Here is a 23,761-nt window from a genome sequence, read left to right on the forward strand (position 1 = left end):
CAAAGAGTTATTTGGGGGTTTCGCTCGCCGGGAAGATCGGTGCAGTGGTCCGACGTCTGTGCTGTGCTGGACTCATGCGTACGACGATCTTGGGTCGCAGCGGTCTCGAAGTCTCGAAGATCGCCTTCGGCACCTGGCAGCTCGGCGGCGACTGGGGCGCCTTCGACGAAGACACCGCGATCGCGGCGATCCACCACGCCCGCGCTCTCGGTGTGAACTTCTTCGACACGGCGCAGGCGTACGGCCGCGGCCGCTCCGAGGTGCTGCTCGGGCGGGCGCTGCGAGGAGTCGAGGACGTCGTCGTCGCCACCAAGGGCGGCATCAACCCGCGGGCCGAACGACCCCGCGACTCCCGGCGAGCGTGGCTCACCCGGGGTCTCGACGAGAGCCTGCGCAACCTCGGGCGCGACCACGTCGACGTCTACCAGGTGCACTGGCCCGACCCCGACACCCCGGCAGCGGACGTCGCCGGGCTGCTGCAGGAGTTCGTCGACGCCGGCAAGGTCCGGCACGTCGGCGTCTCCAACTACGGCTCCGCGCAGCTGGCCGAGTTCGACAAGACGCGGCCGGTCGAGACGCTCCAGCCGCCCTACCACCTGTTCCGCCGCGGCATCGAGACCGACCCGCTGCCCTACGCCCGCGAGCACGACATCGGCGTGTTCGTCTACAGCCCGCTCGGCAGCGGCCTGCTGACCGGCGCGTTCACTCCGGACAGCACCTTCGAAACCACCGACTGGCGGTCGCGGTCGAGTGCGTTCCAGGGGGACAACCTGCGCCGCAACCTCAAGATCGTCGACGAACTCCAGGCCTTCGCCGCCCAGCGGGACGTCGCTGTCAGCCAGCTCGCCATCGCCTGGACGCTCGCCCGGCCCGGGGTGCACGCCGCCATCGTCGGGGCGCGGAACCCGCGGCACATCGAGGCGAGTCTCGCCGCCGCCGACATCACGTTGACGTCCGATGACTTGGCCGAGATCGACCGCATCACCGCCGACGCCGTGCAGATCGCCGGGGCCGCGCCGGAGGGGGTCGTCTAGTCCGCTTCGGACTACTTGACGGCGGCTTCCAGCTCGACCAGCGCCGTGTCGAGGTGCGTCAGGATGCGCTGCAGGTGCGGCACGCTGCGGCGGCAGCCGGTGATGCCGAAGTCGAGGTTGTCGCCGTTGCTGGTCAGCGTGATGTTGACGGCCTGGCCGTCGAGCAGCACCGACGCGGGGTAGATGCCGTCGAGCTGCGCGCCGTTCCAGTACATCTGCTTGCGGGGGCCGGGCACGTTCGAGATCACCAGGTTGAACGGCGGCCGCGTGTTGTTCACGACGCCGGGTATCGGCGAAACGCCCAATTGCGCCACGTTGATCCCGGAGAGCAGCAGCGTCTGCAACGGCGTCAGCTCCGAGAACAGCCGCTTGCCGTTGCGCATCGACTGGTGGATCGCGCCGAGGCGCTTGCCCGCGTCCGGCAGGTCGGTGGCCAGGTTGCACAGCAGCGCGCCGATGTTGTTGCCGGTCGCCTCACCCGGATCGGTCTTGCGGCGCAACGAAACCGGCACCATCGCGATCATCGGCGCGTCCGGCAGCGCGCGCTGCTCGATGAGGTAGTCCCGCAGCGCGCCCGAGCACATCGCGAGCACGACGTCGTTGCGCGACACCCCCGCCGCGTTGGCCACCTGCCGCACGCGGTCGAGCGACCACGACTGCGCCGCGAACCGGCGCGCGCCGCCGATCGGCACGTTGAACATCGTCCGCGGCGCCTGGCCCGGCAGGGTCACCGTGTGCTCGCCGAACGCCTCCCGCGCCACCTTCACCGCCGCCGGCGCCAGGCTCGCGATCTGGTTGACCGTCTTGCCGGCGGTGTCCAGCAGCGACCGCGGGCTCCGGGTGCGGCCTTCGCCCGGTTTGCGCCGGGTGCCCCACCAGGGCGGGCAGTCCATGTCCGACGGGTCGTCCGACAGCGTGCCCTGCAGGTGGCGCAGCGCCGAGACGCCGTCCATCAGCGCGTGGTGGACCTTGGTGTAGACGGCGAACCGGCCGTCGGCCAGGCCTTCGACGAGGTGGATCTCCCACAGCGGCCGGTGCCGGTCGAGCAGGGTGCCGTGCCAGCGGCCGGCGAGCTCCAGCAGTTCGCGGATCCGGCCCGGCTGCGGCAGCGCGGAGTGCCGGAAGTGGTAGTCGAGCTCGAGCTCGGTGTCGGTCGACCAGGCGACGTGCCCGAGCGTGTTCACCGGACGCGCCGGGCGGCGGCGGAAGATCGGCCGCATGTTGTCCGATTCGAGCAGGTTCCGGCGGATGCCGCTCAGGTAGTCCGGGCCGGCGCCGTCCGGTTTCTTGAACAGCTGCAGACCGCCGACGTGCATCGGGTGCTCGCGCGACTCCACCAGGAGGAACATCGAGTCGGTCACCGGCATCATCGGCATCGGGTACCACCTTCCGCGCGCGGAGCGTCGCTGCCCCGGTGGGCCGACTCTACGCGTTCGGGTGCCACCGGTGGATCACGTTCTACATTGGCGAGTATGACCGTCCGCAGCGCCGGGGAAACGTCCCTGCCACAGATGGCCGAAGTCGTGGTGATCGGCGGCGGGGTGATCGGGGTGAGCTGCGCGTTCCGGTTGGCCGAGGCCGGCGTCGACGTCCTGCTGCTGGAGCGCGACGGCCTGGGTGAGGGCTCGACGGCGAAGGCCGCGGGCGGCATCCGGTCGTCGTTCACCAAGCCCGTGAACGTCGAGCTGGGGCTGCGCGGGCTCGCCGAGTACAGCGCGTTCCGGGAGCGGTTCGGCACCGAGATCGACTTCCGCCGCGACGGCTACCTGTACCTGATCACCGACCCGGCGGACGTGCCCGCAATCGGACATTGCGCGGAGCTGCAGCGCGCGCACGGCGTCCGGAGCTACCTGCTCGACCCCTCGGAGGTGCGGGACGTCCTCCCGCTGCTCGAACCGGACGGCGTCGTCGCGGCGCTCTGGTCGCCGGACGACGCGAAGGCGACGCCGGACGCGGTCGTGCAGGGGTACGCCAGAGCTGCACGCGCCCGCGGCGCGCAGCTCCGGACCGGCGTCGAGGTGACCGGGATCGAACGTGACGGCGACGTGCTGACCGGCGTGCGCACGACGGCGGGCTTTGTCCGGACCGGCGCGGTGGTGTGCGCGGCGGGCGCGTGGTCGGGCCGGGTCGGCGCGCTGGCCGGGCTGGACCTGCCGGTGCGCCCGTTCCGGCGCCAGGTCGTGTTCACCGGTCCGGTGCCCGGGTTGCCGGAGTCGGTGCCGCTGACCATCGAGATGCCCTCGGCGTTCTACTTCCACCGCGAAGGCGCAGGTCTGGCGATGTCCTTTTGCGAGGACGACGGCTTCCCCGGCTTCGGCACCCGCTACGAGGCGGGCGAGTGGCTGCCGCGGCTGGCCGAGCTGGCCGGGCGCCGGATCCCGGCCGTGCTGGACGCCGGCATCCGCACGGCGTGGGCCGGGTTGTACGAGATGACGCCGGACCGCAACCAGATCATCGGGGAAAGCGTCCTTCTGTCGCGGTTCTTCTACGCGACCGGCTTCTCCGGCCACGGCTTCCAGATGGGTCCGGCCACCGGCGAGCTGATCCGGGACCTCTACCTGGGCCGGCCGACGGCGATCGACGTCGCCGAGCTGGATGTCCGCCGGTTCGCGGCGGCCGGTAGCGCACCGGCCGAGCACAACATCGTCTAGGGGCGATTGCCAGATCGTTCAACGATCTGGCAGTATCCGGGCCGTGGCTGTGAGTGGTGCGCGGGAGCTGGCGGACGCGTTGAAATCGCTGGGTACGGAGCTCGTTTTCGGCCTGCCCGGGGTGCACAACCTGCCGTTGTGGGAGGCGTTCGCCGAGACCGGCATCAAGATCATCGGCGTCCGCCACGAACAGACGGCCGGGTACGCCGCCGACGGTTACGCCCGCGCCACCGGGAAGCTCGGCGTCGCGCTGGTGACCACCGGGCCCGGCGCCGCCAACACGCTCGGCGCCGTCGGCGAGGCCATGGCTTCCGCCGCGTCGGTGCTGGTCATCGCCACGGACATCCCCTCGACGCTGCGTCGTCCCGGCGTCGTGCGCGGGGTGCTGCACGAGACCTCGGACCAGCAGGCGATGTTCGCGCCGATCACCAAGGGCGGCTTCACCGTCCGCGCGGCCGACCAGATCGGCACCACCGTGCACCGCGCCGCCCGGCTCGCGCTGCAGCCGCAGAGTGGCCCGGTGTACCTCGGCGTGCCGACCGACTACCTGCGCGAAGAGGTGCCGCACCGGCGTCCGCCCGCGCCGCACCGCAAGCCCGAGAGCGACGTCCCCGACCTCGCGCGGGCGGAAGCGCTGCTGTCCGACGCGCAGCACCCGCTGATCTGGGCCGGCGGCGGCGCGCTGCGCTCGGGCGCGGGCGCGGCCATCGGCGCGCTCGCCGAGAAGCTGGCCGCGCCGGTGATCACCACGTTCGCCGCCCGCGGCCTGCTGCCGCTCGACCACCCGTGCCTGGCGCCGAACCCGGTGCACACCCCGGAGGTCGGCGAGCTGTGGGACGAGGCCGACGTCGTGCTCGCCATCGGCACCGACTTCGACGGCCTGATGACGCAGAACTGGCTGATGCCCCAGCCGCCCACGCTCATCGCGATCAACGTCGACGCCGACGACGCCGCCAAGAACTACCCGCCGGACCTGACGCTGGTCGGTGACGCGCGCGCGATCGTCGAGCGCCTGCTGCCGAAGCAGCGGGCGGGGCTCGACGACATCACGCTGCGGCTGGCCGGCATCGGCCGCCGGGTGCGCCAGCGCATCCGCGAGGAGGAGCCGCAGGCCTACGACTTCCTGTCCACTTTGGACGAGGTGTTGCCGACGGACGCGGTGCTGGTGTCCGACATGTGCGTCGCGGGTTACTGGGTCGGCGGCTTCCACCGGGTGCGGGCGCCGCGCAAGCTCGCCTACCCGATGGGCTGGGGCACCCTCGGTTACGGCTTCCCGGCGTCGCTCGGCGCCGCCGCAGCGGGGGTCGGCCGCGCCATCTGCATCACCGGCGACGGCGGGTTCCTCTACGCCTGCGGTGATCTCGCGACGCTCGCGCAGGAACAGCTGCCGGTCACGGTCGTCCTGGTCGACGACGGCGGCTACGGCATGCTGCGCTACGACCAAGAGCGCGAAGGGCTGCCGCGGCGCGGGGTCGACTGGGACAGCCCGGACTTCGTCGGCCTGGCGCGCTCCTTCGGCGTGCACGCCGACCGCGTCTCCGGGTTCGGGCGCGCGTTCCGGCGGCTGCTCGGCGAGTTCGTCGAGTCGGACGAGCCGAACGTGCTGGTCGTGAAGGCCAAGCTGAAGCCGCCGCTGAACTCCTCGCCGCGGTGGTACCGGAAGGCCGCCGGATGAGGAACGGCAGATGAGGATCGGTGTCGACATCGGCGGCACGTTCACCGATCTCTGCGCGGTGGACGGCGCCGGGATCGTCGCCGTCGGCAAGGTGCTGACCACGCACGACGAGCCGGCCCGCGCGGTCGAGGAGGGCCTGGCCGCGCTCTTCGCCGACGCCGGGATCGCCGCCGGCGACGTCGAGCAGGTCGTGCACGGGACGACGCTCGTGACGAACGCGCTGATCGAGCGCAAGGGCTCGCGCACCGCGCTGCTCGCGACCGCCGGGTTCCGCGACGTCCTGGAAATGCGGCGCGAACACCGGTACGAGCTGTACGACCTGCTCATCGAACTGCCCGAGCCGCTGGTCCCGCGGCACCTGCGCTTCGACGTCCCGGAGCGGATCCTCGCCGACGGGTCCGTCCACATCGGACTCGACGAGGCGTACGTCGCCCGGCTCGGCCGCGAGCTGGCCGGCCGGGGGATCGACGCCGTCGCGATCTGCTTCCTGCACGCGTTCACCAACCCGGCCCACGAGCGGCGTGCGGCCGAGGTCCTCGCCGACGTCGCGCCCGGCCTGCGGGTCGCGCTCTCGTCGGAGGTCGTGCCCGAGATCCGCGAGTTCGAGCGCGCGTCGACCACGGTCGCGAACGTCTACGTCCAGGACCTCACCGAGCGGTACCTGCGCGATCTCGAACTCCGGCTGCGCCGGCTCGGTGTCGCCGGCGCGCCGCACATCATGCTGTCCAACGGCGGTCTGGCCACTGTGGACACCGCGGCCCGGCACCCGATCCGGATTCTCGAGTCCGGCCCGGCCGGGGGCGCGCTGGCGGCGGCCGCGATCGGCCCGGCAGACCTGCTGGCTTTCGACATGGGCGGCACGACGGCGAAACTCTGCCTGATCGCCGGCGGCGCGCCGCTGGTGACGCACCAGTTCGAAGTGGACCGGAAGTACCGGCTGCTGCCCGGCTCCGGGCTGCCGGTGCAGGTGCCGGTCGTCGACATGATCGAGATCGGTGTCGGCGGCGGGTCGATCGCCCGGATCGACGCGCTGGGGTTGCTGACCGTCGGCCCCGACTCGGCCGGCTCCGAACCCGGCCCGGCCTGCTACGCCCGCGGCGGCAGCGAGCCCACGGTCACCGACGCCGACCTGGTGCTCGGCTACCTCGACCCGGGGTACTTCCTCGGCGGCGACATGGGCCTGGATCGAGAGGCCGCGCGGACGGCCATCCGCGAGCGCATCGCCGAGCCGCTCGGCGTCAGCGTCGAAGAGGCCGCGTGGGGCATCCACACGAGTGTCAACGAGGACATGGCGAACGCCGCGCGCGTGCACGCCGTCGAACGCGGGCAGGATCCCGCGCGGCTGCCGATGTACACCTTCGGCGGCGCGGGCCCGGTGCACGGCGTGGGGGTCGCCCGCGCGCTCGGGGCGCCGGCGGTCGTCGCGCCGCCGGCCGCCGGAGTGCTCAGCGCGGCCGGGTTCCTGACCGCGCCGCTGGCGTTCGACTTCGTCCGGTCCGCCCGCGCGGCCGTGCTCGATCTGTCGTGGGACCAGGTCGACGCCCTGTTCGCCGAGATGGAGGCCGAAGGCGCGGCGCTGCTCGCGAAGTCTGGTGTGGACGGTGTGACGCACCGGCGGATCGCCGAAATGCGTTATGCCGGACAGGGTTACGAGATCCGCGTCCCGGTCCACGACGGCAGCTGGCCGGACACCCTGATCGACGAGTTCACCCGCACCTACCGCGCGCTGTACCGGCGGTCCGGGCCCGAGGTCGGCGTCGAGGTGCTGAACTGGCGCGTCGTTTCCAGTGGCCCGGCCCCGGACGTCACCCTCCGGCTGGCCGGGCGTGAGACGTCCGGTGCCGCACGCAAGGGCACCCGCAAGGCCTACTTCCCGTCGGCGGGCGGCTTTGCCGACACGGCTGTGTTCGACCGGTACCGGCTCGAACCCGGTGTCCGGGTCGACGGACCGGCCATCGTGGAGGAACGCGAGTCCACTGTGGTCGTCCCACCAGGCGCGCACTGCGTCGTTCGCGAGGACGCCGCGCTGGAGGTGACGGCGTGAGCCCCGCCGACGCACTCCCTCCCGCGGAGGCGGCAATGGGCACCGACCCGATCCTCGTCGGGCTGTTCGGCAACCGGCTGCACTCGATCCTCGCCGAACAGCAGAACGCGCTGGTCAACACGGCCTTCTCCGCTGTCGTCCGCGAATCGCTCGACCTGGCGTGCGCGGTGTTCGACTCCCGCGGCGAGATGATCGGCCAGTCGGTCGGCGGCACCCCCGGCCACATCAACGCGATGGCCACCGGCATGCACCACTTCGTCGCCGCCTACCCGGCTGACCGGCTCGCACCCGGTGATGTGCTGCTCACCAACGACCCGTGGCAGACCGCTGGGCAGATCAACGACATCACCGTCGCAACGCCGGTGTTCCGGGCCGGCCGGCTGGTCGCGTGGTTCGCGTCGTGCTGTCACGCGCCCGACATCGGCGGCCAGCTGGTGTCCGCCGAAGCGCACGAGGTCTTCGAGGAAGGCCTCCGGCTGCCGATCCTCAAGTTCCTGCGCGCGGGCGAGGTCAACACCGACCTGGAACGGCTGATCCGCGCCAACGTCCGCACGCCGGAGGAGACCATCGGCGATCTGTACGCGCAGGTCACCGGCAACGAGGTCGGCGCGGCGAGCCTGGTGCGGCTGCTGGACGAGTTCGGGCTCGACACGCTCGACGACGTCGCCGCCGAGATCATGAACCGCTCGGAGAACGCCCTGCGGGACGCGCTGCGGGAGCTACCGGACGGGACCTACACCAACAAAATCGTCACCGACGGCTTCGACGACGAAGAGATCGTCCTGCGTGTCACGGCCACTGTGGATGGTGACGAGATCCACCTCGACTTCGCGGGCTCATCGCCGCAGAGCCGGCGCGGGATCAACGTCGTGCTGAACTACACCCGGGCGTACGCGTCGTTCGCGGTCAAGGCGGCGATCGCGCCGGAGGTGCCGCACAACGCCGGCTCGTTCCGGCCGGTGCACGTGACCGCACCCGAGGGGTCGGTGCTGAACTGCCTGCCGCCGGCGCCGGTCGCGTCACGGCACCTGATCGGGCACTTCCTGCCGTCGCTGCTGATCGGCGCGCTGCCCGGCGCGGCGCTCGCGCCGAGCGCGGACGCGCTGTGGATGACCATCTGGCGGGGCACCGGGTTCATGCTCAACGTCTTCCAGACCGGCGGCATGGGCGCGCGGGCGGACAAGGACGGCCTGAACACCACGGGTTTCCCGAGCGGCCTGCGCTCGACGCCGACCGAGGTCATCGAGACCATGGCGCCGCTCGTGCAGTCCGAACGGGTGCTGCGGGTGGATTCCGGCGGCCCCGGGCGCCGGCGCGGCGGCCTCGGACAGGTGACCACGATGGTGGCACGCGCCGTGGATTCCTGGAGTGTCAACGGGAACGTCGACCGCGTGCGGGCGGCGGCGTCCGGTGTGGACGGTGGCGGCGCGGGCTCACCCGGACGGTTCGGCTTGCGCGACGGGCCCGACCTGCCGGCGAAGAGCCGCGTTACCCTCGCCGCGGAGTCCGTTGTGGACGTCACACTCCCCGGCGGTGGCGGTTACGGGCCGCCGCGCGAACGGCCGGTGACGGCCGTGCTCGCGGACGTCGTCGAAGGGTACGTCTCGGCGGCGGCGGCGCGTGAGGTGTACGGCGTCGAAGTGCGGTACCTCGGGGAACCGGACACACTCGTCCGGCTGCCGGAGGACTACGTGGTGGACGAAGAGCAGACAGCACGACTGAGAGCGGGTAAGTGATGGGTCGGTTGGCCGGCAAGGTGGCGGTCGTCTTCGGCGGCGCGCGGGGTATCGGCCTCGCCACGGTGAAGGAGTTCCTCGCCGAGGGCGCGACGGTGTTCGCGTCGGACATCCGCGAGCCCGCCGAGTCCCTGGCGGGCTATCGGCACTCCATAGTGGACGCCACCGACGAGGACCAGGTCGGCGCGTTCGTCGACGGCGTCATCGCCGAAACCGGCCGGATCGACGTGCTGTTCAACAACGTCGGCGGCCACCTCGGCAAGCCGCTGGTGGACACGACACTGGCCGACTTCGACGACATCTTCGCGCTCAACGTGCGGGCGGCGTTCCTGGGCACCCGCGCCGTGCTGCCGCACATGCTCGAGCGCCAGGCGGGCAGCATCGTCACGACGTCGTCGAACGGCGGCGTGATGGGCCGCCCCGGCGACCCGGTCTACAACGCCACCAAGCACGCGCTGGTCGGGCTGACGAAGTCGATCGCCGTCGCCCACGCGCACCAGGGCATCCGCGCCAACACGGTGAACCCGGGCGCGATCGACACCGACATGCTGCGCAGCACGCTCGCGTCCCCGGAGGAGTTCGAGACCAAGCAGCACCAGCTCGTCGCGAGCACGCCGGCCGCTCGCGTCGGCGAGGCGTGGGAAGTCGCGAAGGCCGTGGTGTTCCTGGCCAGTGACGAGTCGCGCTTCATCAACGGCGTCGTGCTGCCGATCGACGGCGCGAAGGCCGCGGGGGTGATGCCGGGCAACCGGTACAGCCTCGACTTCGAACTCGGCGTCAGGTAACGGAGTCCCGATGTCCACTGTGGACGCCTCGGGGCTGGAGCGCGAGCGGCACCTGCTCGCGCGCAGCGGCACGGCCGAGCGGGTGGCCGCGATCCTGCGCCAGTACATCACCGACGGCGTCTTCGCCCCCGGTGAAAGGCTTTCCGAGCCGGTGATCAGCTCGGCGCTGGGCGTCTCGCGCAACACACTGCGCGAGTCGTTCCAGCTGCTGGCCCACGAACGGCTGGCCGTGCACGAGCTGAACCGCGGTGTGTTCGTGCGCGAACTGACCACTGAGGACATCGAAGACCTCTACGTCGTGCGCCGGGCCACCGAATGTGGTGCCCTGCGCCGCGCGGCCGAACGATCCACTGTGGACCTGACGGCGGCCGAGGGCGCGTTGCGGGACGGGCGCGCGGCCGCGGAAGCCGAGGACTGGCCGGCGGTCGGCACCGCGAGCATCCACTTCCACCAGGCGCTCGCCGATCTCGCCGGCAGCGAACGGATCTCCGCCATGATGCGCCAGGTCCTCGCCGAAACCCGGTTGTTCTTCGTGCTCAACGAGAACACCCGCGAGTTCTACGAGCCGTTCCTCGAGTGTCACGAGCAGATCCTGGACGACTTGCGCGGTGGCCGGTTCGACGTCGCGGAGGCTGCGTTGGACCGCTACCTCCGCGACGCCGAAGCCTGGCTCATCGACCTCAGCAGGTGATCGTGGCGTTCGCCCAGTCGGCGTGGTCGTTGGTGTTGCCGTCACCGCCGTCGGTCACCGACAGCTCCAGCACCTGGACGCCGGAGAGCTGCGCGGTCAGGGGCTGAGCCTTGTCTCCGGGGTGCATGACGCCGGTGGCGGCCAGCTCCTTGCCGTCCCCGAGGAGACGGAACCCCACACTGCCATCGGAGTTCTCGTCGTCCAGGCCGACCAGCGTGCTGACCGACGTGCAGCCCGCGCCGACGTAGATCCGCACGCTCGACGGGGCGTGGGCGCCGATCCCGTCGTCGTAGCCGGTGCCGGCGATGGTGATCTTGTGGCCGTCACCCGCTTGGGCCTCGCCGTTGCTCGTGCCGCGTTCGACCGGGCCCCAGCCGTTGTCGGACGACATCCACGGAGCCTTCGACAACGCCGTCGTCCCCGCCGTCGGCCGCGAGACGAGCGGCGATGTGCCTTCCGACGCCAGGTCGCGCTTGCCCCACAGGGTCAGGTAGCTCGCCTTCGCGGTGAGCGTGACGTGATCGCCGGTGGGAGCGACGGGCTTGAAGGTGACCGCCTTTTGCCAGCTCTTCCCGGGCAGGACGACCGGCACCGTGAACGTGCCGGGCCCGGCCAGCTTCCAGCCGGTCGGCGCCGTGACGCTGGTCCGGACGTCCGCGATCGGCGTGCTGCCGTCGTTGGTCACCTTCAGCGTCGTCGTCAGCGGCCGGTCGGCGGGCACGTAGTCCGGGCTCGGCAGGGCCAGCGTCGTCAGCGGCGCGGCCGCCGGGTGGGTGGCCGGCCAGACGCGGAACACGGCCGAGCCGTGGGACGGCACAGCGGCGCGGAGAGTGCCGGCGGTCTCGGTTTCGGTGCCGCTCCAGAGGTCGCGGACGCGGTAGTCGCGCGCCTTGAGGCCGAGGTCCTTCGCCGTCGTGCTCATCGCCGCGCTCGCCGGGCCGCGGTTGAACAGCACGACCGCGGCCGAGCCGTCGGACATCGGCTTGGCCCAGACCTCGGTGTCGCCGTCGTCGCGGATCTTGTGGCCCTGCGTGCCCGCCCAGTCCTGGTCCAGCGCGATGACGTCCTTGTTCTCCAGGATCTTCTTGTTCGCCGCCGACATCGCGGGCAGGTCGTTTCCGGCCAGCAGCGGCGCGTTCAGCAACGCCCAGAGCGAGAAGTGCGAGCGGTACTCGGCGTCGGTCATGCCGCCGTTGCCGACCTCGAGCATGTCCGGGTCGTTCCAGCCGCCGGGGCCGGCGTACTTCTCCAGGCCGACCTGCTGGTCGAGGATGCCGGTCATGCTTCCCCAGTTGTCGCTGATGTCGCCGGTGGTGCGCCACAGCTGCGCGCCGGCGTCGCGGCCCCAGGTCCACGGGTCGTTCTCGCCCCATTCGCAGAGCGCGTAGATCATCGGGCGGCCGGTCTTCGCGATCGCGTCGCCCATCTTGGTGTAGCGCTCGATCGCCGGGCGGCCCTGGTTGTTGCAGTTGTCGTACTTGAGGTAGTCGACGTCCCAGTCGGCGAACGACTGCGCGTCCGCGTCCTCGTGGTCGAGCGCGCCGGGCATGGTCTTCTGGCAGGTCAGCGTGCCGGCGCTGGTGTAGATGCCGAGCTTGAGGCCGAGCCCGTGGACGTAGTCGGCGAGCGCCTTGATGCCGTGCGGGAACTTCTCGTGGTTGGGTTCGAGCTTGCCGTCGGCCGTGCGGTTCTGTTCGGCCCAGCAGTCGTCGATGTTGACGTACTGGTAGCCCGCGTCCTTCATGCCGGACGACACGAGCGCGTCGGCGGCGCCGCGGATCAGGTCTTCGTTGATGTCGCAGCCGAACTTGTTCCAGCTGTTCCAGCCCATCGGCGGCCGGTCGCCGACGCGCTGGGCGGCGAAGTACCGGGGTTCCGCGGCCGCGGCTTGCGTGACCGTGACCAGCGTGGCGCAGACGGCCAGCGTGGCCGCCATTCCAACAAGACGACGCATCGTTCCCTCCAGGAGTGCGCAACTCTGCACAGACTCGATCAACAATCAACACGATGGGAGTGATCGCCGTCTAGGTCCGTTGGTAGGAAATCCATTTCCCGAGAGCGCGAGGTAGAAAGGGGCGGACGCCGCCGAGCCCGACGAGGAGCCGTTGATGCCCCCTGCCCCTGACGGACTCCGGCCGCTGGACGGGATCAAGGTCGTCGACCTCTCCCGCATCCTCGCCGGGCCGTACTGCACGCAGTACCTCGGCGAGATGGGCGCCGACGTCGTCAAGGTCGAGCCGCCGGGCCACGGCGACGACACCCGCGGCTGGGGCCCGCCGTTCGTCGGCGAAGAGGCCGTCTACTACCTCGCGGCGAACCGGAACAAGCGCGGGATCGTCCTCGACCTCAAGAGCGACCGCGGCCGGGACGCGCTGCGGCGGCTGGTCGCCGGCGCCGATGTGCTCGTCGAGAACTTCCGGCCGGGGACGCTGGAGAAGTGGGGGATCGGCTACGCCGCGCTGGCGGCGGTGAACCCGCGGCTGATCCACGTGTCGATCACCGGGTTCGGCCAGACCGGGCCCTACCGCGACCGCGCGGGCTACGACCTGGTCGCGCAGGCCCTCGGCGGCGTCATGTCGCTGACCGGCGAGCCCGGCGGCCCGCCGGCGAAGGTCGGGCTGCCGGTGGCCGACCTCAACGCCGGGACGTGGGCGATCATCGCCGTGCTTATGGCGCTGCAGGCCCGGCACACCACCGGCCGCGGCCAGTACCTCGACGTGTCCCTTTTGGACAGTCAGCTGGCGTGGCACACCTACGCGGCGGGCGCGCACTTCTACGACACCCCGCGGCCGCGCCGGATGGGCTCGGCGCACCCGAGCATCGTCCCGTATCAGGCGTACCACGTCTCCGACGGCTGGCTGATCATCGCGGTGGGCAGCGAAAAGCTGTGGCACGCGTTCTGCGGGGTGCTCGGCTTGGACATCGCATCGGACCCCCGGTTCTCTTCGAACGCCGCGCGCGCGGCGCACCGGGATGCGCTGAACGCGCTGCTGGAGCCGGTGCTGCGGACCCGCGCGGCGGCGGACTGGCTGAAGGCCTTCGACACGGCGGGCATCCCGGCGGCTCCGATCAACCAGATCGACGACGTGTACGCGGACCCGTGGACGGCCGCGCGTGACCAGGTGGTGCGGTTGCCGCACCCGACGGTGGGGACGTACGTGGGCACCGGGTTCCCGGTGAAGGCTTCGGATACACCGGCGCGGCCGACGTCCGCGCCGCCGACGCTGGGGCAGCACACTTCGGAGGTGCTGGCGGAGCTGGGTTATTCGGAAGCGGAGATCGCGGAGTTCCTGGGGTGAGGCTCAGTTCGTGCCGGACGCGAGGACCGGGTCGGGCCACGTGCAGCCTTTGCCGGAGGAACCACCACGCGACGGTGCCGAGGGCCGGCACCGCGAACCCCGCCGGGGCTGGTCTGCGCCTGCCGCTGGGGGCGGCGGAAGCCCCGCGGTTGGTCGGCCAAGCGGCGTCGTTGTTACAGGTTGTGGTGCCGTTCCGGCCAGTCCGGACCGCCGAACTGTGCACGATGGAGTGTTCGCGCTCATTGCTTCGCCCTGGTAAGGATGAGGGCGCGACCTGAGGAGGACCGATGTCAGCACAGCCGAAGCACGCCCTCTGGCACCCGTTTGCCGATATGGGGGCCGTCGACGGGGATCGGATGGTCATCACCCGCGGTGAGGGCTCCTACGTCTGGGACGACGCCGGGCGGCGGTACTTCGATGCCACCGCGTCGCTCTGGTACGCCAACTTCGGGCACGGGCGACCGGAGATCACCGAGGCCGTCGGCAAGCAGCTGCGGGCGCTCGACTCGTACAACCTGTTCGGTTACAACGCGAACGAGCCGGCGATCGAGCTGGCCGACCGCGTCGCCGAGCTCGCGCCGACCCCCGGGTCGAAGGTGTTCTTCGGCTCCGGTGGCGGGGACGTCATCGACACCGCCGTGAAGCTCGCGCGCGCCTACTTCGCGCAGACCGGGCGGCCGGAGAAGGTGCACGTCATCGGCCGGACGCAGGGGTACCACGGCACGCACGGGTTCGGCACGGCCGTCGGCGGCATCCCGGCCAACGCGGCCGGCGTCGGCCCGCAGCCGCCGGAGTTCTCGCACGTTCCGTTCGACGACGCCGGCGCGCTCGAGGCCGAGATCCAGCGGGTGGGCGCGGCCAACGTCGCGGCGTTCTTCTGCGAACCCGTCATCGGCGCGGGCGGTGTGCTGCTGCCGCCGGACGGGTACATCGAGGCGGTCGCGGAAATCTGCCGCCGCCACGACGTCCTGTTCGTCGCGGACTGCGTCATCGCCGCGTGGGGCCGGCTCGGCACGTGGTTCGGCATCGACCGGTGGTCGGTGCAACCCGACATGATCACGACGGCGAAGGGCATCACCGGCGGGACCATCCCGCTCGGCGCGCTGATCGTGGCCCCGCGCGTGGCGGAACCGTTCTTCACCGGCGCGCCCGGCGCCCCGATCTTCCGCCACGGCGCGACGTACGCCGGGCACCCCGTCGCCTGCGCGGCGGGCCTCGCCACGCTGGACATCTACGAGCGTGACGGCCTGATCCCGCGCGGCCGCGAACTCGAGAAGCCGCTCGCCGACGCCGTGTCCGGTGTCAGCGACCACCCGCTGGTCAAAGAGGTCCGCGCCGGCCTGGGCTTCCTCGCCGCGGTGGAGCTGACGGCGGAAGTCATGGACGCCGACCCGGGCGCCCCGGTCAAGCTGCAGCGCGCGTGCCGCGACGAGGGTGTGATCGTGCGCAACCTCGGCCGCGGGATCGCCGTGTCGCCGCCGCTGATCGCGGCGGAACCGGAACTCGACCTGCTGGCCACGGCGTTGCCGAAGGCCCTGGACCGCCTGCGCTGAAACGGTGAACGGCTCATTCCTGTCCTCCGACGGCAGGAATGAGCCGTTCACCCTGCGTGTCACGACACGCAGAACTCGTTGCCCTCCGGGTCCGCGACCGTCACCCAGCTGTGCGGCCCCTGCTGCCCGCGGTGCAGGAACTTCGCGCCCCGCGTGGTCAGCTTCTCCACCGTCGCGTCGACGTTGGCCGCGCCGACCCAGACGTCGAGGTGGAGCCGGTTCTTCACGGTCTTGGGCTCCGGGACCAGCTGGAAGAGCACCCGCTTCGGTGGACCTTCCGGTGGAGAGTCCGGGTGCCGGATGGCCGCACCCGTCTTCCACACCAAAGCCCCGTTGTGCGTCTTCGTCTCCGCGTCGCTCGCGTAGCCCTTCGCGATCATCTCGCGGATGAAGTTCTCGTCGGTCGGTTCCACGGTCCAGCCGAGCGTCTCGGCCCACCAGTCGGCGAGCACGTGCGGGTCGGCCGAGTCCACGGTCACCTGGAAGTCATACGCCATACCGGCACGTTAACGACCGAGTCCGACATTTTCCGGAACGCGAGGTCTTCGGGCACCACCGTGAACCGCCACTTGTCGACGCCGCCGCCCATGATCTCGGCGTACCGGCGGGCGCCGTCCGCGTTCGCGAAACGCACTTGCTGGCCGTTCGTCAGGTGGGTGATCTTGACCGCCACGCTGCCTCCTCAGACTCCCCGAAAAGATTGGGCCGGCCCGCGGAGCTTCCCCCTCCGGGACCGGCCCGCACAGTAGAACACATGTTCGACTGGTCGCGCCAGTGGATCCCCCAGGTAGGGGAGAAAAGGGCATTTGCGCAGGTCAGAGTGGGCGGATCATCGCCACGCGCGGCCAGGCGTCCAGGCCGCGGGCGGCTTCGGAGCGGCGGATGTCACGCAGCCCGTCGCCGATTTCGGCGTCCTCGACGACCCGGAACCGCAACCGCTCGTAGTACGGCGCGTTCCACGGCACCTCGGTGAACGTCGTGAGCGTGAGCGCCGGCAGGCCGCGCTCGGCCGCCCACACGGCGAGCGTCTCGATGAGCGCGCGGCCGATTCCGCGCCGCGCGTGGCCGGGCCGGACCGAGACCTGCTCGATGTGCGCGTGCCCGTCGACGACCTCCGCGACGAGGTAGGCGACCGGGCGGTCGTCGGCGTCGACGCTCACCCAGGCGCGGTCGTCGGCCTGGTAGACCGACAGCTCCGCCACCGAACCCGGGTCGTCGTCGGCGATCGCGGCCATGTCGAGGTCGCGGAAGATCCGCCCGGCCTCGCGCTCGATGTCGATCAGGGCGGGCAGGTCGTCGGGGCGCGCGAGCCGGATCACCTTCGCATTCCTACTCGCGCGACCGCTCCGGCGCGCGGGATTTTTACAGCGAATACGACGAAAACGTCCGCTGGATGCGGTTCGCGTAGCCCTGCAGCGCGGTGATCGCGGTGTCGCGGGCGCTTTCGGTGATCCGGGCGGCGGGGCCGGCCATGGTCAGCACGGTCGGCCGCTTGCCCATCGTCGGCACCGGGACCGAACAGGCCCAGACGCCTTCGTCGATTTCCCCGGAACTGAGCGAGAACCTGTTCTCCTGCGCGAACTTCAGCTCGTCGCGCACACCGATGCCGTACTGGTCGATGATCGGCGGCAGCCGCCGGTCCCGTTCGATTTCCGGCAGCAGCGCCAGCAGCATCTTGCCGGACGCGCCGAGCCCGAGCGGCACCGAATGCCCGGGCTCGAAGGTGAACCGCATGGCCCGGTCGCACTCGACGCGGTCCGCGCACACCGCGGCGTCGCCGAACTGCTGGAACAGCATCACGGTCTCGCCGAGTTCGCGGGCCGCTTCCTCCATGGCCGGCTTGGCCAGCCGGACGAGGTCGTTCGCCAGCTGCGCGGCCCGCGCGAGCGGCATCACCTGGCTGGTCAGGTGGTAGTGGCCGGCGGTGCCCTCTTCGAGCAGCTGCAGCTCCTTGAGCAGGGCGACGTAGCGGTAGGTCGTCGCGACCGGGGTGCCGATCGTGGCGGCCAGCTCGGCGACGCTGGCCTCCCACCGGCGTTCGGAGAACGCGAGCAGCAGCTGCAGGACCTTCCGGGAACTGCTGGCACCGGGGGTACGGCGGGGGGAAGTGGTGGCGGAACCGTCGACCGGACTGACGGCAGGCGTCATCATGACCTCTCGGTGGGACAAAAACGACCTTCGCTATCACACGGGGTGAATAAATTAGCACGTTGCGTGAAACGAAAGCCAGCATTCCCAACGGGATACGGCAAGCGGCTCCGGCGGTGTGACTGCTTCGCAGGTCACGGCGGTGTCGACCCGGCCGACCCGGCCTCGGTCCGGGGGCAATTGAATATCGACCGAAACGTGCCGAACTCGCTTTTGTTTGTAGTACCCGGAAATCGGGTGCGCCGGACCGGGCGGCGTGACGGTGTGGCTGAGCTGCGGTGGGACGAGTTCCGGTTCCCCGCCCACAACGAGATCGACGTCGATCGGCTCGGTCCCCGAGCGGTCAGCGTTCGAGGAACGGCGTCAGCAGCCCCGGGAGAGCCCGGTCGGCGAGCGTCAGCCCGTCTGTCTCGCCGACGTCCAGGACGCGGTAGTGGCCCTTGCCCGCCGCGACCGGGGCGATCACCGTGACCAAGCCCGCGCGGCGCTGGAAGAACGAGCGCTCGACCACGATGCCCGTCATGCCGTCGCACCGGACCACCGCCGTGCCGCGGTCCAGCGAGCCCGAGCGCGTCACCAGGTAGCGGCCCGTCAGCGCGTGGCCGAGGCCGCGGTAGCGGTCCCAGCCGACCAAGGCCGCGAACGGCAGCAGCACCACGGCCACCTGCCACGGCCAGTCCGGGAGCGCGCCCAGCCACGACAGCGCGTAGAGCGCCGCGGCGAGCACCAGCACGCCGATCACCGCGCGGGACAGCCGGCGGTAGAGGGCGCGGCGGGGGTGGCGCACCAGCGGCGTCGCCGCGGGGTCTTCGCCGAGGACCGCCGCGACGACTTCGTGGACGCGGGCGACCGGGGCCGGGGGCAGCAGCAGGCCGCCGCTCTTGTCCGCGCCCTTGCCTTCACGCAGGCCGCCCGCGATGGCGACGCAGCGGGCGCCGCCCGCCAGGCGCAGCGGCAGCGGCTCGCGGACCTCGACGCCGCGCAGCCGGTCCTCTTCGATCGACACCGAGCGCGTCGTGATCAGCCCGCGCCGGATGTGCAGCGTGCCGGCGGGCTCGCGGGTGAGCCGGAAGTTCCAGAACGACAGGATGTACCCGCCGACCGACAGCACCGACACGAGCACCAGCAGCCCGACGGCGGCGAGCACCACGCTCAGCCACGTCGGGGTGTCGGCGAAGTGCCCGACGACCGTCCGGACCAGCGAGAACTGGACCGGGTCGAAGTGCAGTTCGTGCGCGAAGTGGTAGACGGTGCCGACGGCGGCACCCACCACCGCCAGCCCCGACAGCGTGAACGGCGCGTACCGCAGCCAGCGCTTGTCGACGGCGGCGATCAGCTGCTCCGGCGGCGCGGCGGGCTCGTCCGCGGCGACCGCGGCGGACGAGGCGGGCGCCTTGCGGTGCAGCAGCAGCGTCCGCAGCCGCTGGGCCTCGGCGACCGTGACGGCGTCGAGCACCAGCTCGTCCTTGTTCGGCCCCTTGCCGTGGTTGTGGCGCCCGGTGCCGATCCGGGCCGCCGCCAGCGAGAACAGCCGGTGCTTGGGCTCGGAGGTGACGTCGACCGTGCGGATCCGGTCGCGCGGGATGGCCCGCTGCTTGCGCAGCAGCAGCCCGGTGTGCCACTCGACCTGCGACTCGGTGATCCGGTAGCGCGACGTCAGCACGTGCGAGACACCGGTGAAGACGGCGATCGCGGTGAAGGCCAGGCCGATCCACTGCCACGGCTCACCGTGGCCGAACAGCAACGCGCCCAGCAGCACCGGCAGCGACTTCACCAGGTCCAGCACCGGCCGGATGAGCAGCATGCGCCGGTCGAGGTGGTGCCACGGCGCGTCCTGCGTGCCCTCGGCGGGCCGGACCACGGCCGTCCCGGTGTCGGCGGTGCTGCTCATGTCGCGTCCCCCCGGATCGCTTGCGTCGTCTTCGTCAGCTCGTCGGCCAGCTCCAGCGCGCGGTCGTGCCGCAGGCCCGCGATGCGCAGCGGGCCGGCCGCGGACGCCGTCGTCACCGTGATCTTCGCCAGCCCGAAGAGCTGCTCGAACGGGTCGCGCTCGATGTCGACGGTCTGGATCCGCGAGACCGGCGCGATCCGCCACTGCTGCTTCAGCCAGCCCGCCTGCGTGTAGACGGCCTCGCCGGTGACCTCCCAGCGGTGCACGCGGTAGCGCCACTGCGGCATCACGATCAGGTGCAGCGGGCCGAGCACGCACGAGATCACCAGCGTCACGTCGAGGAACGCGGGCGCGTCGTCGCTGGTCGCCACGATGAGCGTCTGCACCCCGATCAGCACGATCCAGAGGATCGCGGCGGTCGTCGTCCAGTAGCCGATGGCCCGGCGGCTGACCCGGTGTGCCGGCGGCCGCAGCCGCAGGGCCGTACTCGTGGTGTGTTCGCTCACCGCTTCAGCGTGCCCGATCGGTGGCTTGCGCGCCCACGACAAGTGTCACGATGCCGATCCGGTCCGGCCTCGATCGCATGGCGTTACGATCCCCGGCACGGCCGGTGGAATGGAATCCCCGTCGGGGTGTGTTGTGCTTGAAGGATTCGCATAAGTGTCGGCGAGCAGTGAGCAGGAGGATCCGGTGGGATTCGATCCCGACGACCTGTACGAGGTGGACTCGGACGTCCCCGACCTGACCGGGGCGGTGTTGCTGCACCACTTCGAGGGGTTCATGGACGCGGGTTCGGCGGGTCGTCTGCTGGCCGAGCACCTGCTGAGCGGGGAACACCGGGTGGTCGCGCGGTTCGACGTCGACCGCCTCATCGACTACCGCTCACGGCGCCCGACGATGACCTACGCGGTGGACCACTGGGAGGACTACGACGCCCCGGAACTGGTCGTCCACCTGCTGCACGACGCCGACGAGACGCCGTTCCTGCTGTTGTCCGGCCCGGAGCCCGACCACGACTGGGAGCGGTTCTGCGCCGCGGTCCGCAACCTCGTCGAGCGCTGGGGCGTCCGGCTGACCGCCGGCTTCCACGGCATCCCGATGGGCGCGCCGCACACCCGCCCGCTCGGCGTCACCGCGCACGCCACCCGCCAGGACCTGGTCGGCGAGCACCAGCCGCTGCCCAACCGGCTGCAGGTGCCGGGCAGCGCCGCCGCGCTGCTGGAGTACCGCTTCGGCGAGTGGGGGCACGACGCCGTCGGCTTCGCCGCGCACGTGCCCCACTACCTCGCGCAGCTGGCGTACCCGACCGCGTCGCTCAACCTGCTCGAGGCGCTGGGCCGCGCGACCGGGCTGAACCTGGCCGTCGGCGAGCTGCGCACGGCCGCGGACCTCGCCGCCGCCGAGATCGAACGGCAGATCGCCGCGTCCGACGAAAACGCCGGCGACGTCGTCCGCGCGCTGGAGCGGCAGTACGACGCGTTCGTCGAGGCCTCCGAGAAGGGCAGCCTGCTCGCGGAGTCCGTCGAGCACATGCCGACCGCCGAGGAGCTCGGGACGCAGTTCGAGCGGTTCCTCGCCGAGCAGAACGGCGGCGAAACCCCGGAGCGTTAGGCCACGGCCAGGAGCACCCGCGAGTGCTTCGGCGTCGTCGCCTCGTCGACCAGCGCGAGCGCGAAGTCCGCGTAGGCGAACGCCTCCGCCGGGAGGAGCGTCGTGACGGCCGTGCGGTAGGTGCCTGTGCCGTCGCCTTCGCCCAGCATCACCGGCGGCGGCGCGACGACCAGCCAATCCAGGCCGCTCTCGCGCAGTACGGCCAGCTCGGCCGCGTGCCCCAGCGAGAACTCGCGGTGCGCGGCCGGGAAGCCCGGCGCGTCGTGCACCGCGACGCCGGGCGCCGTCTCCAGCGTCGTCCCGATCCCGGCGACGACCAGCCGGCCGACCCCGGCTCGGGTCAGGCCGCGCACGAGCGCTTCGGCGGCGGCCGGGAAGAACGCGGCCGATGCCGTTCCGGCGGCGTACGCGACGCTGATGACCGCGTCGTGCCCGGCCACCACCGCCGCCACGCTGTCCGCGTCGGTGACGTCGGCCGCGACCCCCTCGTGGCGACCCGGGTCGCGCACCGCCGCGGTGACCTCGTGGCCCCTCCTGGTCGCCTCGGCGACGACCCGCTGCCCGGCCCGCCCGCCGGCGCCGAACACGATGATCCTGCTCATGGAATCCCCTTCCGTCGCCGGTGAAACTAGGCTCGGGGGTGCCGGTTACCGCAACGAAATCGGCTTCGACCTGGGGGTGTGCGATGACGACCTACGACCGCATCGGTCTCGGTTACGCGCTGGGCAGGCGGACCGACCCACGCTGGCTCGCGCCGCTGCTCGACGCGCTGGGAGACGCGGGCACGGTGCTCGACGTTGGCTCCGGCACGGGCTCCTACGAGCCGCCCGGGCGGCGGGTCACCGCGGTCGAGCCGTCCGCGGCGATGATCCGGCAACGCCCTCCCGGCGCCGCGCCGGTGGTGCGCGCGGTCGCGGAGGCCCTGCCGTTCGCGGCGGGCACGTTCGACGCCGCGCTCGCGGTGCTGACCGTGCACCACTGGCCGGACTGGCGGCGTGGCCTCGCCGAACTGCGCCGGGTGGCGCCCCGGCAGGTCGTGCTGGCCTACGACACCGGGCGCCACAACGACTTCTGGCTGGTGCGCGAGTACGTGCCGGAGGTGGCGGAGCTGGAGCGGTCGCGCCCGTCGGCGTCGGACATCGCGGCTTTCCTGGGAGCGCGGAGCGTGGTCCCGCTGCCGGTGCCGTGGGACTTCACCGACGGTGTTTTCCCGGCCCACTGGCGGCGCCCGGAGGCCTACCTCGACCCGGCGGTGCGGCAGGCGTGCTCGGCCCTGGCCCAGACGGACCCCGACGCCGTGGCGCGCGGCATCGCCCGGCTGCGCGCGGACCTCGAGTCCGGTCGCTGGCACGAAGAGCACCGGGACCTGCTGGACCTGCCGGAGTGGGACGCGGGGTTCCGGCTCGTCGTGAGTGTTCAGGGCGGTTCTAACCGCCCTGAACACTCACGAGAGGCGACCACAGTGTGAGGTACCGTCCCGAGATGAACCAGACGGAATCCCGTTCTTCCGCAACAAAAACCTTGAGGCGCACGCTGGGGAAGCTGTTGTTCCGGGTGGCCTCGAAAGTGCACGACCCGTACACCGATCAGCTGAACCGGATGGCCACGGAGCTGCGCGAGGAGATCGTCCGTCAGGGTGACCGGCTGCTCGATCGGGTGGTGGAGTTCGAGATCCGCAGCCGCCGCGACATCGTCTACGCCGGTGACCAGGACGCGGCCCTGGAGAGCAACGTCTTCGCCCGCGAGCACCTGGTCGGCGCCCCGCACTTCGGCAAGCCGAAGCAGACGCTCGAGTACGCGCTTTCCCTGGCGCCCCAAGGCGGAATGGCGCTGGAGTTCGGCGTCGCGTCCGGCAACACGCTGCGGACGATCACCCGCGCCCGCGGCAGCGAGCAGGTCTACGGCTTCGACTCCTTCGACGGCCTGCCCGAGGCGTGGCTCAACGGCATGCCCGCGGGCGCGTTCGCCCGCGACGACCTGCCGGACGTCCCGGGCGCCGAGCTGGTTGTCGGCCTGTTCGCCGACAGTCTCCCGGGATTCCTGCAGCAGCACCCCGGCCGCGTCGATTTCCTGCACGTGGACGGCGATCTCTACAGCTCCGCCAAGACCGTCCTCGACCTCTGCGGGCCGCGGCTGCGCGCCGGCAGCATCGTGCACTTCGACGAGTTCTTCAACTTCCCCGGCTGGAAGCGGCACGAGTACCGCGCCTGGACGGAGTACGTCGAGCGCACCGGCGTCGAGTTCGAATACGTGGCGTACACCTACAACGACAACCAGGTGACGGTGAAGATCACGAAGGTGTAGGTGGCCCGTCGGCGATCTCACGCAGCTCGAGCGAGCCGGCCTCGGCCCACGGGTGCCGCGAAGCGACTTCGACGGCCGTTTCGCGGTCGGGGCAGTCGAGGATGACGTAGCCGCCGATCTGCTCCTTGGTCTCGGCGAACGGACCGTCGGTGAGCAGTACGTCGCCGTCGCGCACGCGCAGCGTCTTCGCTTCGGACGGCGGGCGCAGGCCGGTGCCGGTCTGCCCGATCCCGCGCCGTGCCAGGTCGGCGCCCCATTCGTGGCAGCGCCGGGCCATCTCCGGGCCGGCGGCCGCTTCCGCGGATTCGTCGCCGCAGAGCAGGAGCAGGTATCGCATGC

At 71.4% G+C, this 23,761-nt stretch carries 22 protein-coding genes; 12 read left to right on the top strand and 10 right to left on the bottom strand.

The window, feature by feature from the left end:
* Positions 1–74: 74 nt before the first annotated feature.
* The gene (locus OG494_RS44995; protein ID WP_328449424.1) at positions 75–1,034 is read left to right on the top strand and encodes an aldo/keto reductase; all 960 of its coding nucleotides are present in this window, start codon (positions 75–77) and stop codon (positions 1,032–1,034) included.
* 11 nt (positions 1,035–1,045) lie between these two features.
* Here the strand turns inward: OG494_RS44995 and OG494_RS45000 are convergent, their stop codons facing one another.
* A complete protein-coding gene (locus tag OG494_RS45000; protein WP_328449426.1) occupies positions 1,046–2,410 on the bottom strand; it encodes a WS/DGAT/MGAT family O-acyltransferase in 1,365 nt (454 codons plus the stop codon).
* 96 nt (positions 2,411–2,506) lie between these two features.
* On the opposite strand from OG494_RS45000, the gene OG494_RS45005 reads away from it, so the two are divergent.
* Genes OG494_RS45005 through OG494_RS45030 form a run of 6 tightly spaced genes read left to right on the top strand, consistent with a single transcriptional unit; the run spans position 2,507 to position 10,616 of the window.
* On the top strand, positions 2,507–3,685 hold the full coding sequence (locus OG494_RS45005; protein ID WP_328449428.1) for an NAD(P)/FAD-dependent oxidoreductase: 1,179 nt from the start codon (positions 2,507–2,509) through the stop codon (positions 3,683–3,685).
* Between the two features lie 43 nt (positions 3,686–3,728).
* Entirely contained in the window at positions 3,729–5,360 is a 1,632-nt protein-coding gene (locus OG494_RS45010) for a thiamine pyrophosphate-binding protein (RefSeq protein ID WP_328449430.1), read from the top strand.
* A gap of 10 nt (positions 5,361–5,370) precedes the next feature.
* Positions 5,371–7,404, top strand: a complete 2,034-nt coding sequence (locus OG494_RS45015; protein ID WP_328449432.1) for a hydantoinase/oxoprolinase family protein — start codon at positions 5,371–5,373, stop codon at positions 7,402–7,404.
* A 35-nt stretch (positions 7,405–7,439) separates the two neighbouring features.
* Positions 7,440–9,140, top strand: a complete 1,701-nt coding sequence (locus OG494_RS45020) for a hydantoinase B/oxoprolinase family protein (protein WP_328449434.1) — start codon at positions 7,440–7,442, stop codon at positions 9,138–9,140.
* A complete protein-coding gene (locus OG494_RS45025) occupies positions 9,140–9,925 on the top strand; it encodes an SDR family NAD(P)-dependent oxidoreductase (RefSeq protein WP_328449435.1) in 786 nt (261 codons plus the stop codon). Before OG494_RS45020 ends, OG494_RS45025 begins: the two co-directional genes overlap by 1 nt.
* A 10-nt stretch (positions 9,926–9,935) precedes the next feature.
* Positions 9,936–10,616: a GntR family transcriptional regulator gene (locus OG494_RS45030; protein ID WP_328449436.1), complete on the top strand. Its 681-nt coding sequence runs from the start codon at positions 9,936–9,938 to the stop codon at positions 10,614–10,616.
* Here OG494_RS45030 and OG494_RS45035 read toward each other — a convergent pair.
* The gene (locus OG494_RS45035) at positions 10,606–12,570 is read right to left on the bottom strand and encodes an NPCBM/NEW2 domain-containing protein (protein WP_442874353.1); all 1,965 of its coding nucleotides are present in this window, start codon (positions 12,568–12,570) and stop codon (positions 10,606–10,608) included. The genes OG494_RS45030 and OG494_RS45035 overlap by 11 nt on opposite strands.
* Before the next feature lie 154 nt (positions 12,571–12,724).
* Between OG494_RS45035 and OG494_RS45040 the strand changes: the two genes are divergently transcribed.
* Both OG494_RS45040 and OG494_RS45045 read left to right on the top strand, forming a co-directional pair.
* The gene (locus tag OG494_RS45040; protein WP_328449437.1) at positions 12,725–13,915 is read left to right on the top strand and encodes a CaiB/BaiF CoA transferase family protein; all 1,191 of its coding nucleotides are present in this window, start codon (positions 12,725–12,727) and stop codon (positions 13,913–13,915) included.
* Between the two features lie 287 nt (positions 13,916–14,202).
* A complete protein-coding gene (locus OG494_RS45045) occupies positions 14,203–15,468 on the top strand; it encodes an aminotransferase family protein (RefSeq protein ID WP_328449438.1) in 1,266 nt (421 codons plus the stop codon).
* Between the two features lie 59 nt (positions 15,469–15,527).
* Here the strand turns inward: OG494_RS45045 and OG494_RS45050 are convergent, their stop codons facing one another.
* From OG494_RS45050 to OG494_RS45075, 6 genes are all read right to left on the bottom strand, one after another.
* Positions 15,528–15,965, bottom strand: a complete 438-nt coding sequence (locus OG494_RS45050; RefSeq protein WP_328449440.1) for a VOC family protein — start codon at positions 15,963–15,965, stop codon at positions 15,528–15,530.
* A complete protein-coding gene (locus OG494_RS45055) occupies positions 15,944–16,141 on the bottom strand; it encodes a hypothetical protein (protein ID WP_328449441.1) in 198 nt (65 codons plus the stop codon). Before OG494_RS45055 ends, OG494_RS45050 begins: the two co-directional genes overlap by 22 nt.
* A gap of 142 nt (positions 16,142–16,283) precedes the next feature.
* Entirely contained in the window at positions 16,284–16,841 is a 558-nt protein-coding gene (locus tag OG494_RS45060; RefSeq protein WP_328459214.1) for a GNAT family N-acetyltransferase, read from the bottom strand.
* Positions 16,831–17,616: an IclR family transcriptional regulator gene (locus OG494_RS45065; protein WP_328459215.1), complete on the bottom strand. Its 786-nt coding sequence runs from the start codon at positions 17,614–17,616 to the stop codon at positions 16,831–16,833. The genes OG494_RS45060 and OG494_RS45065 overlap by 11 nt, the downstream gene beginning before the upstream one ends.
* Before the next feature lie 343 nt (positions 17,617–17,959).
* Positions 17,960–19,507, bottom strand: coding sequence for a PH domain-containing protein (locus tag OG494_RS45070; protein ID WP_328449443.1), 1,548 nt, complete (start codon positions 19,505–19,507; stop codon positions 17,960–17,962).
* Positions 19,504–20,013, bottom strand: a complete 510-nt coding sequence (locus OG494_RS45075; RefSeq protein ID WP_328449445.1) for a PH domain-containing protein — start codon at positions 20,011–20,013, stop codon at positions 19,504–19,506. The genes OG494_RS45070 and OG494_RS45075 overlap by 4 nt, the downstream gene beginning before the upstream one ends.
* Before the next feature lie 184 nt (positions 20,014–20,197).
* On the opposite strand from OG494_RS45075, the gene OG494_RS45080 reads away from it, so the two are divergent.
* Positions 20,198–21,118 carry a proteasome assembly chaperone family protein gene (locus OG494_RS45080; RefSeq protein WP_328449447.1) on the top strand — a complete coding sequence of 307 codons (921 nt, stop codon included), beginning with the start codon at positions 20,198–20,200 and terminating at the stop codon, positions 21,116–21,118.
* Here OG494_RS45080 and OG494_RS45085 read toward each other — a convergent pair.
* Complete coding sequence (locus OG494_RS45085) at positions 21,115–21,720, bottom strand: NAD(P)-dependent oxidoreductase (protein ID WP_328449449.1); 606 nt, start codon at positions 21,718–21,720, stop codon at positions 21,115–21,117. The genes OG494_RS45080 and OG494_RS45085 overlap by 4 nt on opposite strands.
* 83 nt (positions 21,721–21,803) lie before the next feature.
* Here OG494_RS45085 and OG494_RS45090 point away from each other — a divergent pair, with 83 nt between their 5' ends.
* Entirely contained in the window at positions 21,804–22,586 is a 783-nt protein-coding gene (locus OG494_RS45090; protein ID WP_328449451.1) for a class I SAM-dependent methyltransferase, read from the top strand.
* Between the two features lie 14 nt (positions 22,587–22,600).
* Positions 22,601–23,422 carry a class I SAM-dependent methyltransferase gene (locus OG494_RS45095; RefSeq protein ID WP_328449453.1) on the top strand — a complete coding sequence of 274 codons (822 nt, stop codon included), beginning with the start codon at positions 22,601–22,603 and terminating at the stop codon, positions 23,420–23,422.
* Here the strand turns inward: OG494_RS45095 and OG494_RS45100 are convergent.
* Positions 23,409–23,759, bottom strand: a complete 351-nt coding sequence (locus tag OG494_RS45100; protein WP_328449455.1) for a YciI family protein — start codon at positions 23,757–23,759, stop codon at positions 23,409–23,411. The two genes, OG494_RS45095 and OG494_RS45100, sit on opposite strands and share 14 nt — an antisense overlap.
* Between the last annotated feature and the right edge of the window lie 2 nt (positions 23,760–23,761).

This window comes from Amycolatopsis sp. NBC_00438, assembly GCF_036026695.1.
In the GTDB taxonomy this organism is placed as follows: domain Bacteria; phylum Actinomycetota; class Actinomycetes; order Mycobacteriales; family Pseudonocardiaceae; genus Amycolatopsis.

What these genes read in the sequence shown, in the direction of transcription:
- OG494_RS45090 (WP_328449451.1), top strand. Translation starts at nt 21,804, where the DNA reads ATGACGACCTACGACCGCATCGGTCTCGGTTACGCGCTGGGCAGGCGG.
- OG494_RS45050 (WP_328449440.1), bottom strand. Translation starts at nt 15,965, where the DNA reads ATGGCGTATGACTTCCAGGTGACCGTGGACTCGGCCGACCCGCACGTG.
- OG494_RS45035 (WP_442874353.1), bottom strand. Translation starts at nt 12,570, where the DNA reads ATGCGTCGTCTTGTTGGAATGGCGGCCACGCTGGCCGTCTGCGCCACG.
- OG494_RS45015 (WP_328449432.1), top strand. Translation starts at nt 5,371, where the DNA reads ATGAGGATCGGTGTCGACATCGGCGGCACGTTCACCGATCTCTGCGCG.
- OG494_RS45040 (WP_328449437.1), top strand. Translation starts at nt 12,725, where the DNA reads ATGCCCCCTGCCCCTGACGGACTCCGGCCGCTGGACGGGATCAAGGTC.
- OG494_RS45095 (WP_328449453.1), top strand. Translation starts at nt 22,601, where the DNA reads ATGAACCAGACGGAATCCCGTTCTTCCGCAACAAAAACCTTGAGGCGC.
- OG494_RS45005 (WP_328449428.1), top strand. Translation starts at nt 2,507, where the DNA reads ATGACCGTCCGCAGCGCCGGGGAAACGTCCCTGCCACAGATGGCCGAA.
- OG494_RS45030 (WP_328449436.1), top strand. Translation starts at nt 9,936, where the DNA reads ATGTCCACTGTGGACGCCTCGGGGCTGGAGCGCGAGCGGCACCTGCTC.
- OG494_RS45025 (WP_328449435.1), top strand. Translation starts at nt 9,140, where the DNA reads ATGGGTCGGTTGGCCGGCAAGGTGGCGGTCGTCTTCGGCGGCGCGCGG.
- OG494_RS45065 (WP_328459215.1), bottom strand. Translation starts at nt 17,616, where the DNA reads ATGACGCCTGCCGTCAGTCCGGTCGACGGTTCCGCCACCACTTCCCCC.
- OG494_RS44995 (WP_328449424.1), top strand. Translation starts at nt 75, where the DNA reads ATGCGTACGACGATCTTGGGTCGCAGCGGTCTCGAAGTCTCGAAGATC.
- OG494_RS45000 (WP_328449426.1), bottom strand. Translation starts at nt 2,410, where the DNA reads ATGCCGATGATGCCGGTGACCGACTCGATGTTCCTCCTGGTGGAGTCG.
- OG494_RS45070 (WP_328449443.1), bottom strand. Translation starts at nt 19,507, where the DNA reads ATGAGCAGCACCGCCGACACCGGGACGGCCGTGGTCCGGCCCGCCGAG.
- OG494_RS45085 (WP_328449449.1), bottom strand. Translation starts at nt 21,720, where the DNA reads ATGAGCAGGATCATCGTGTTCGGCGCCGGCGGGCGGGCCGGGCAGCGG.
- OG494_RS45100 (WP_328449455.1), bottom strand. Translation starts at nt 23,759, where the DNA reads ATGCGATACCTGCTCCTGCTCTGCGGCGACGAATCCGCGGAAGCGGCC.
- OG494_RS45045 (WP_328449438.1), top strand. Translation starts at nt 14,203, where the DNA reads ATGTCAGCACAGCCGAAGCACGCCCTCTGGCACCCGTTTGCCGATATG.
- OG494_RS45020 (WP_328449434.1), top strand. Translation starts at nt 7,440, where the DNA reads ATGGGCACCGACCCGATCCTCGTCGGGCTGTTCGGCAACCGGCTGCAC.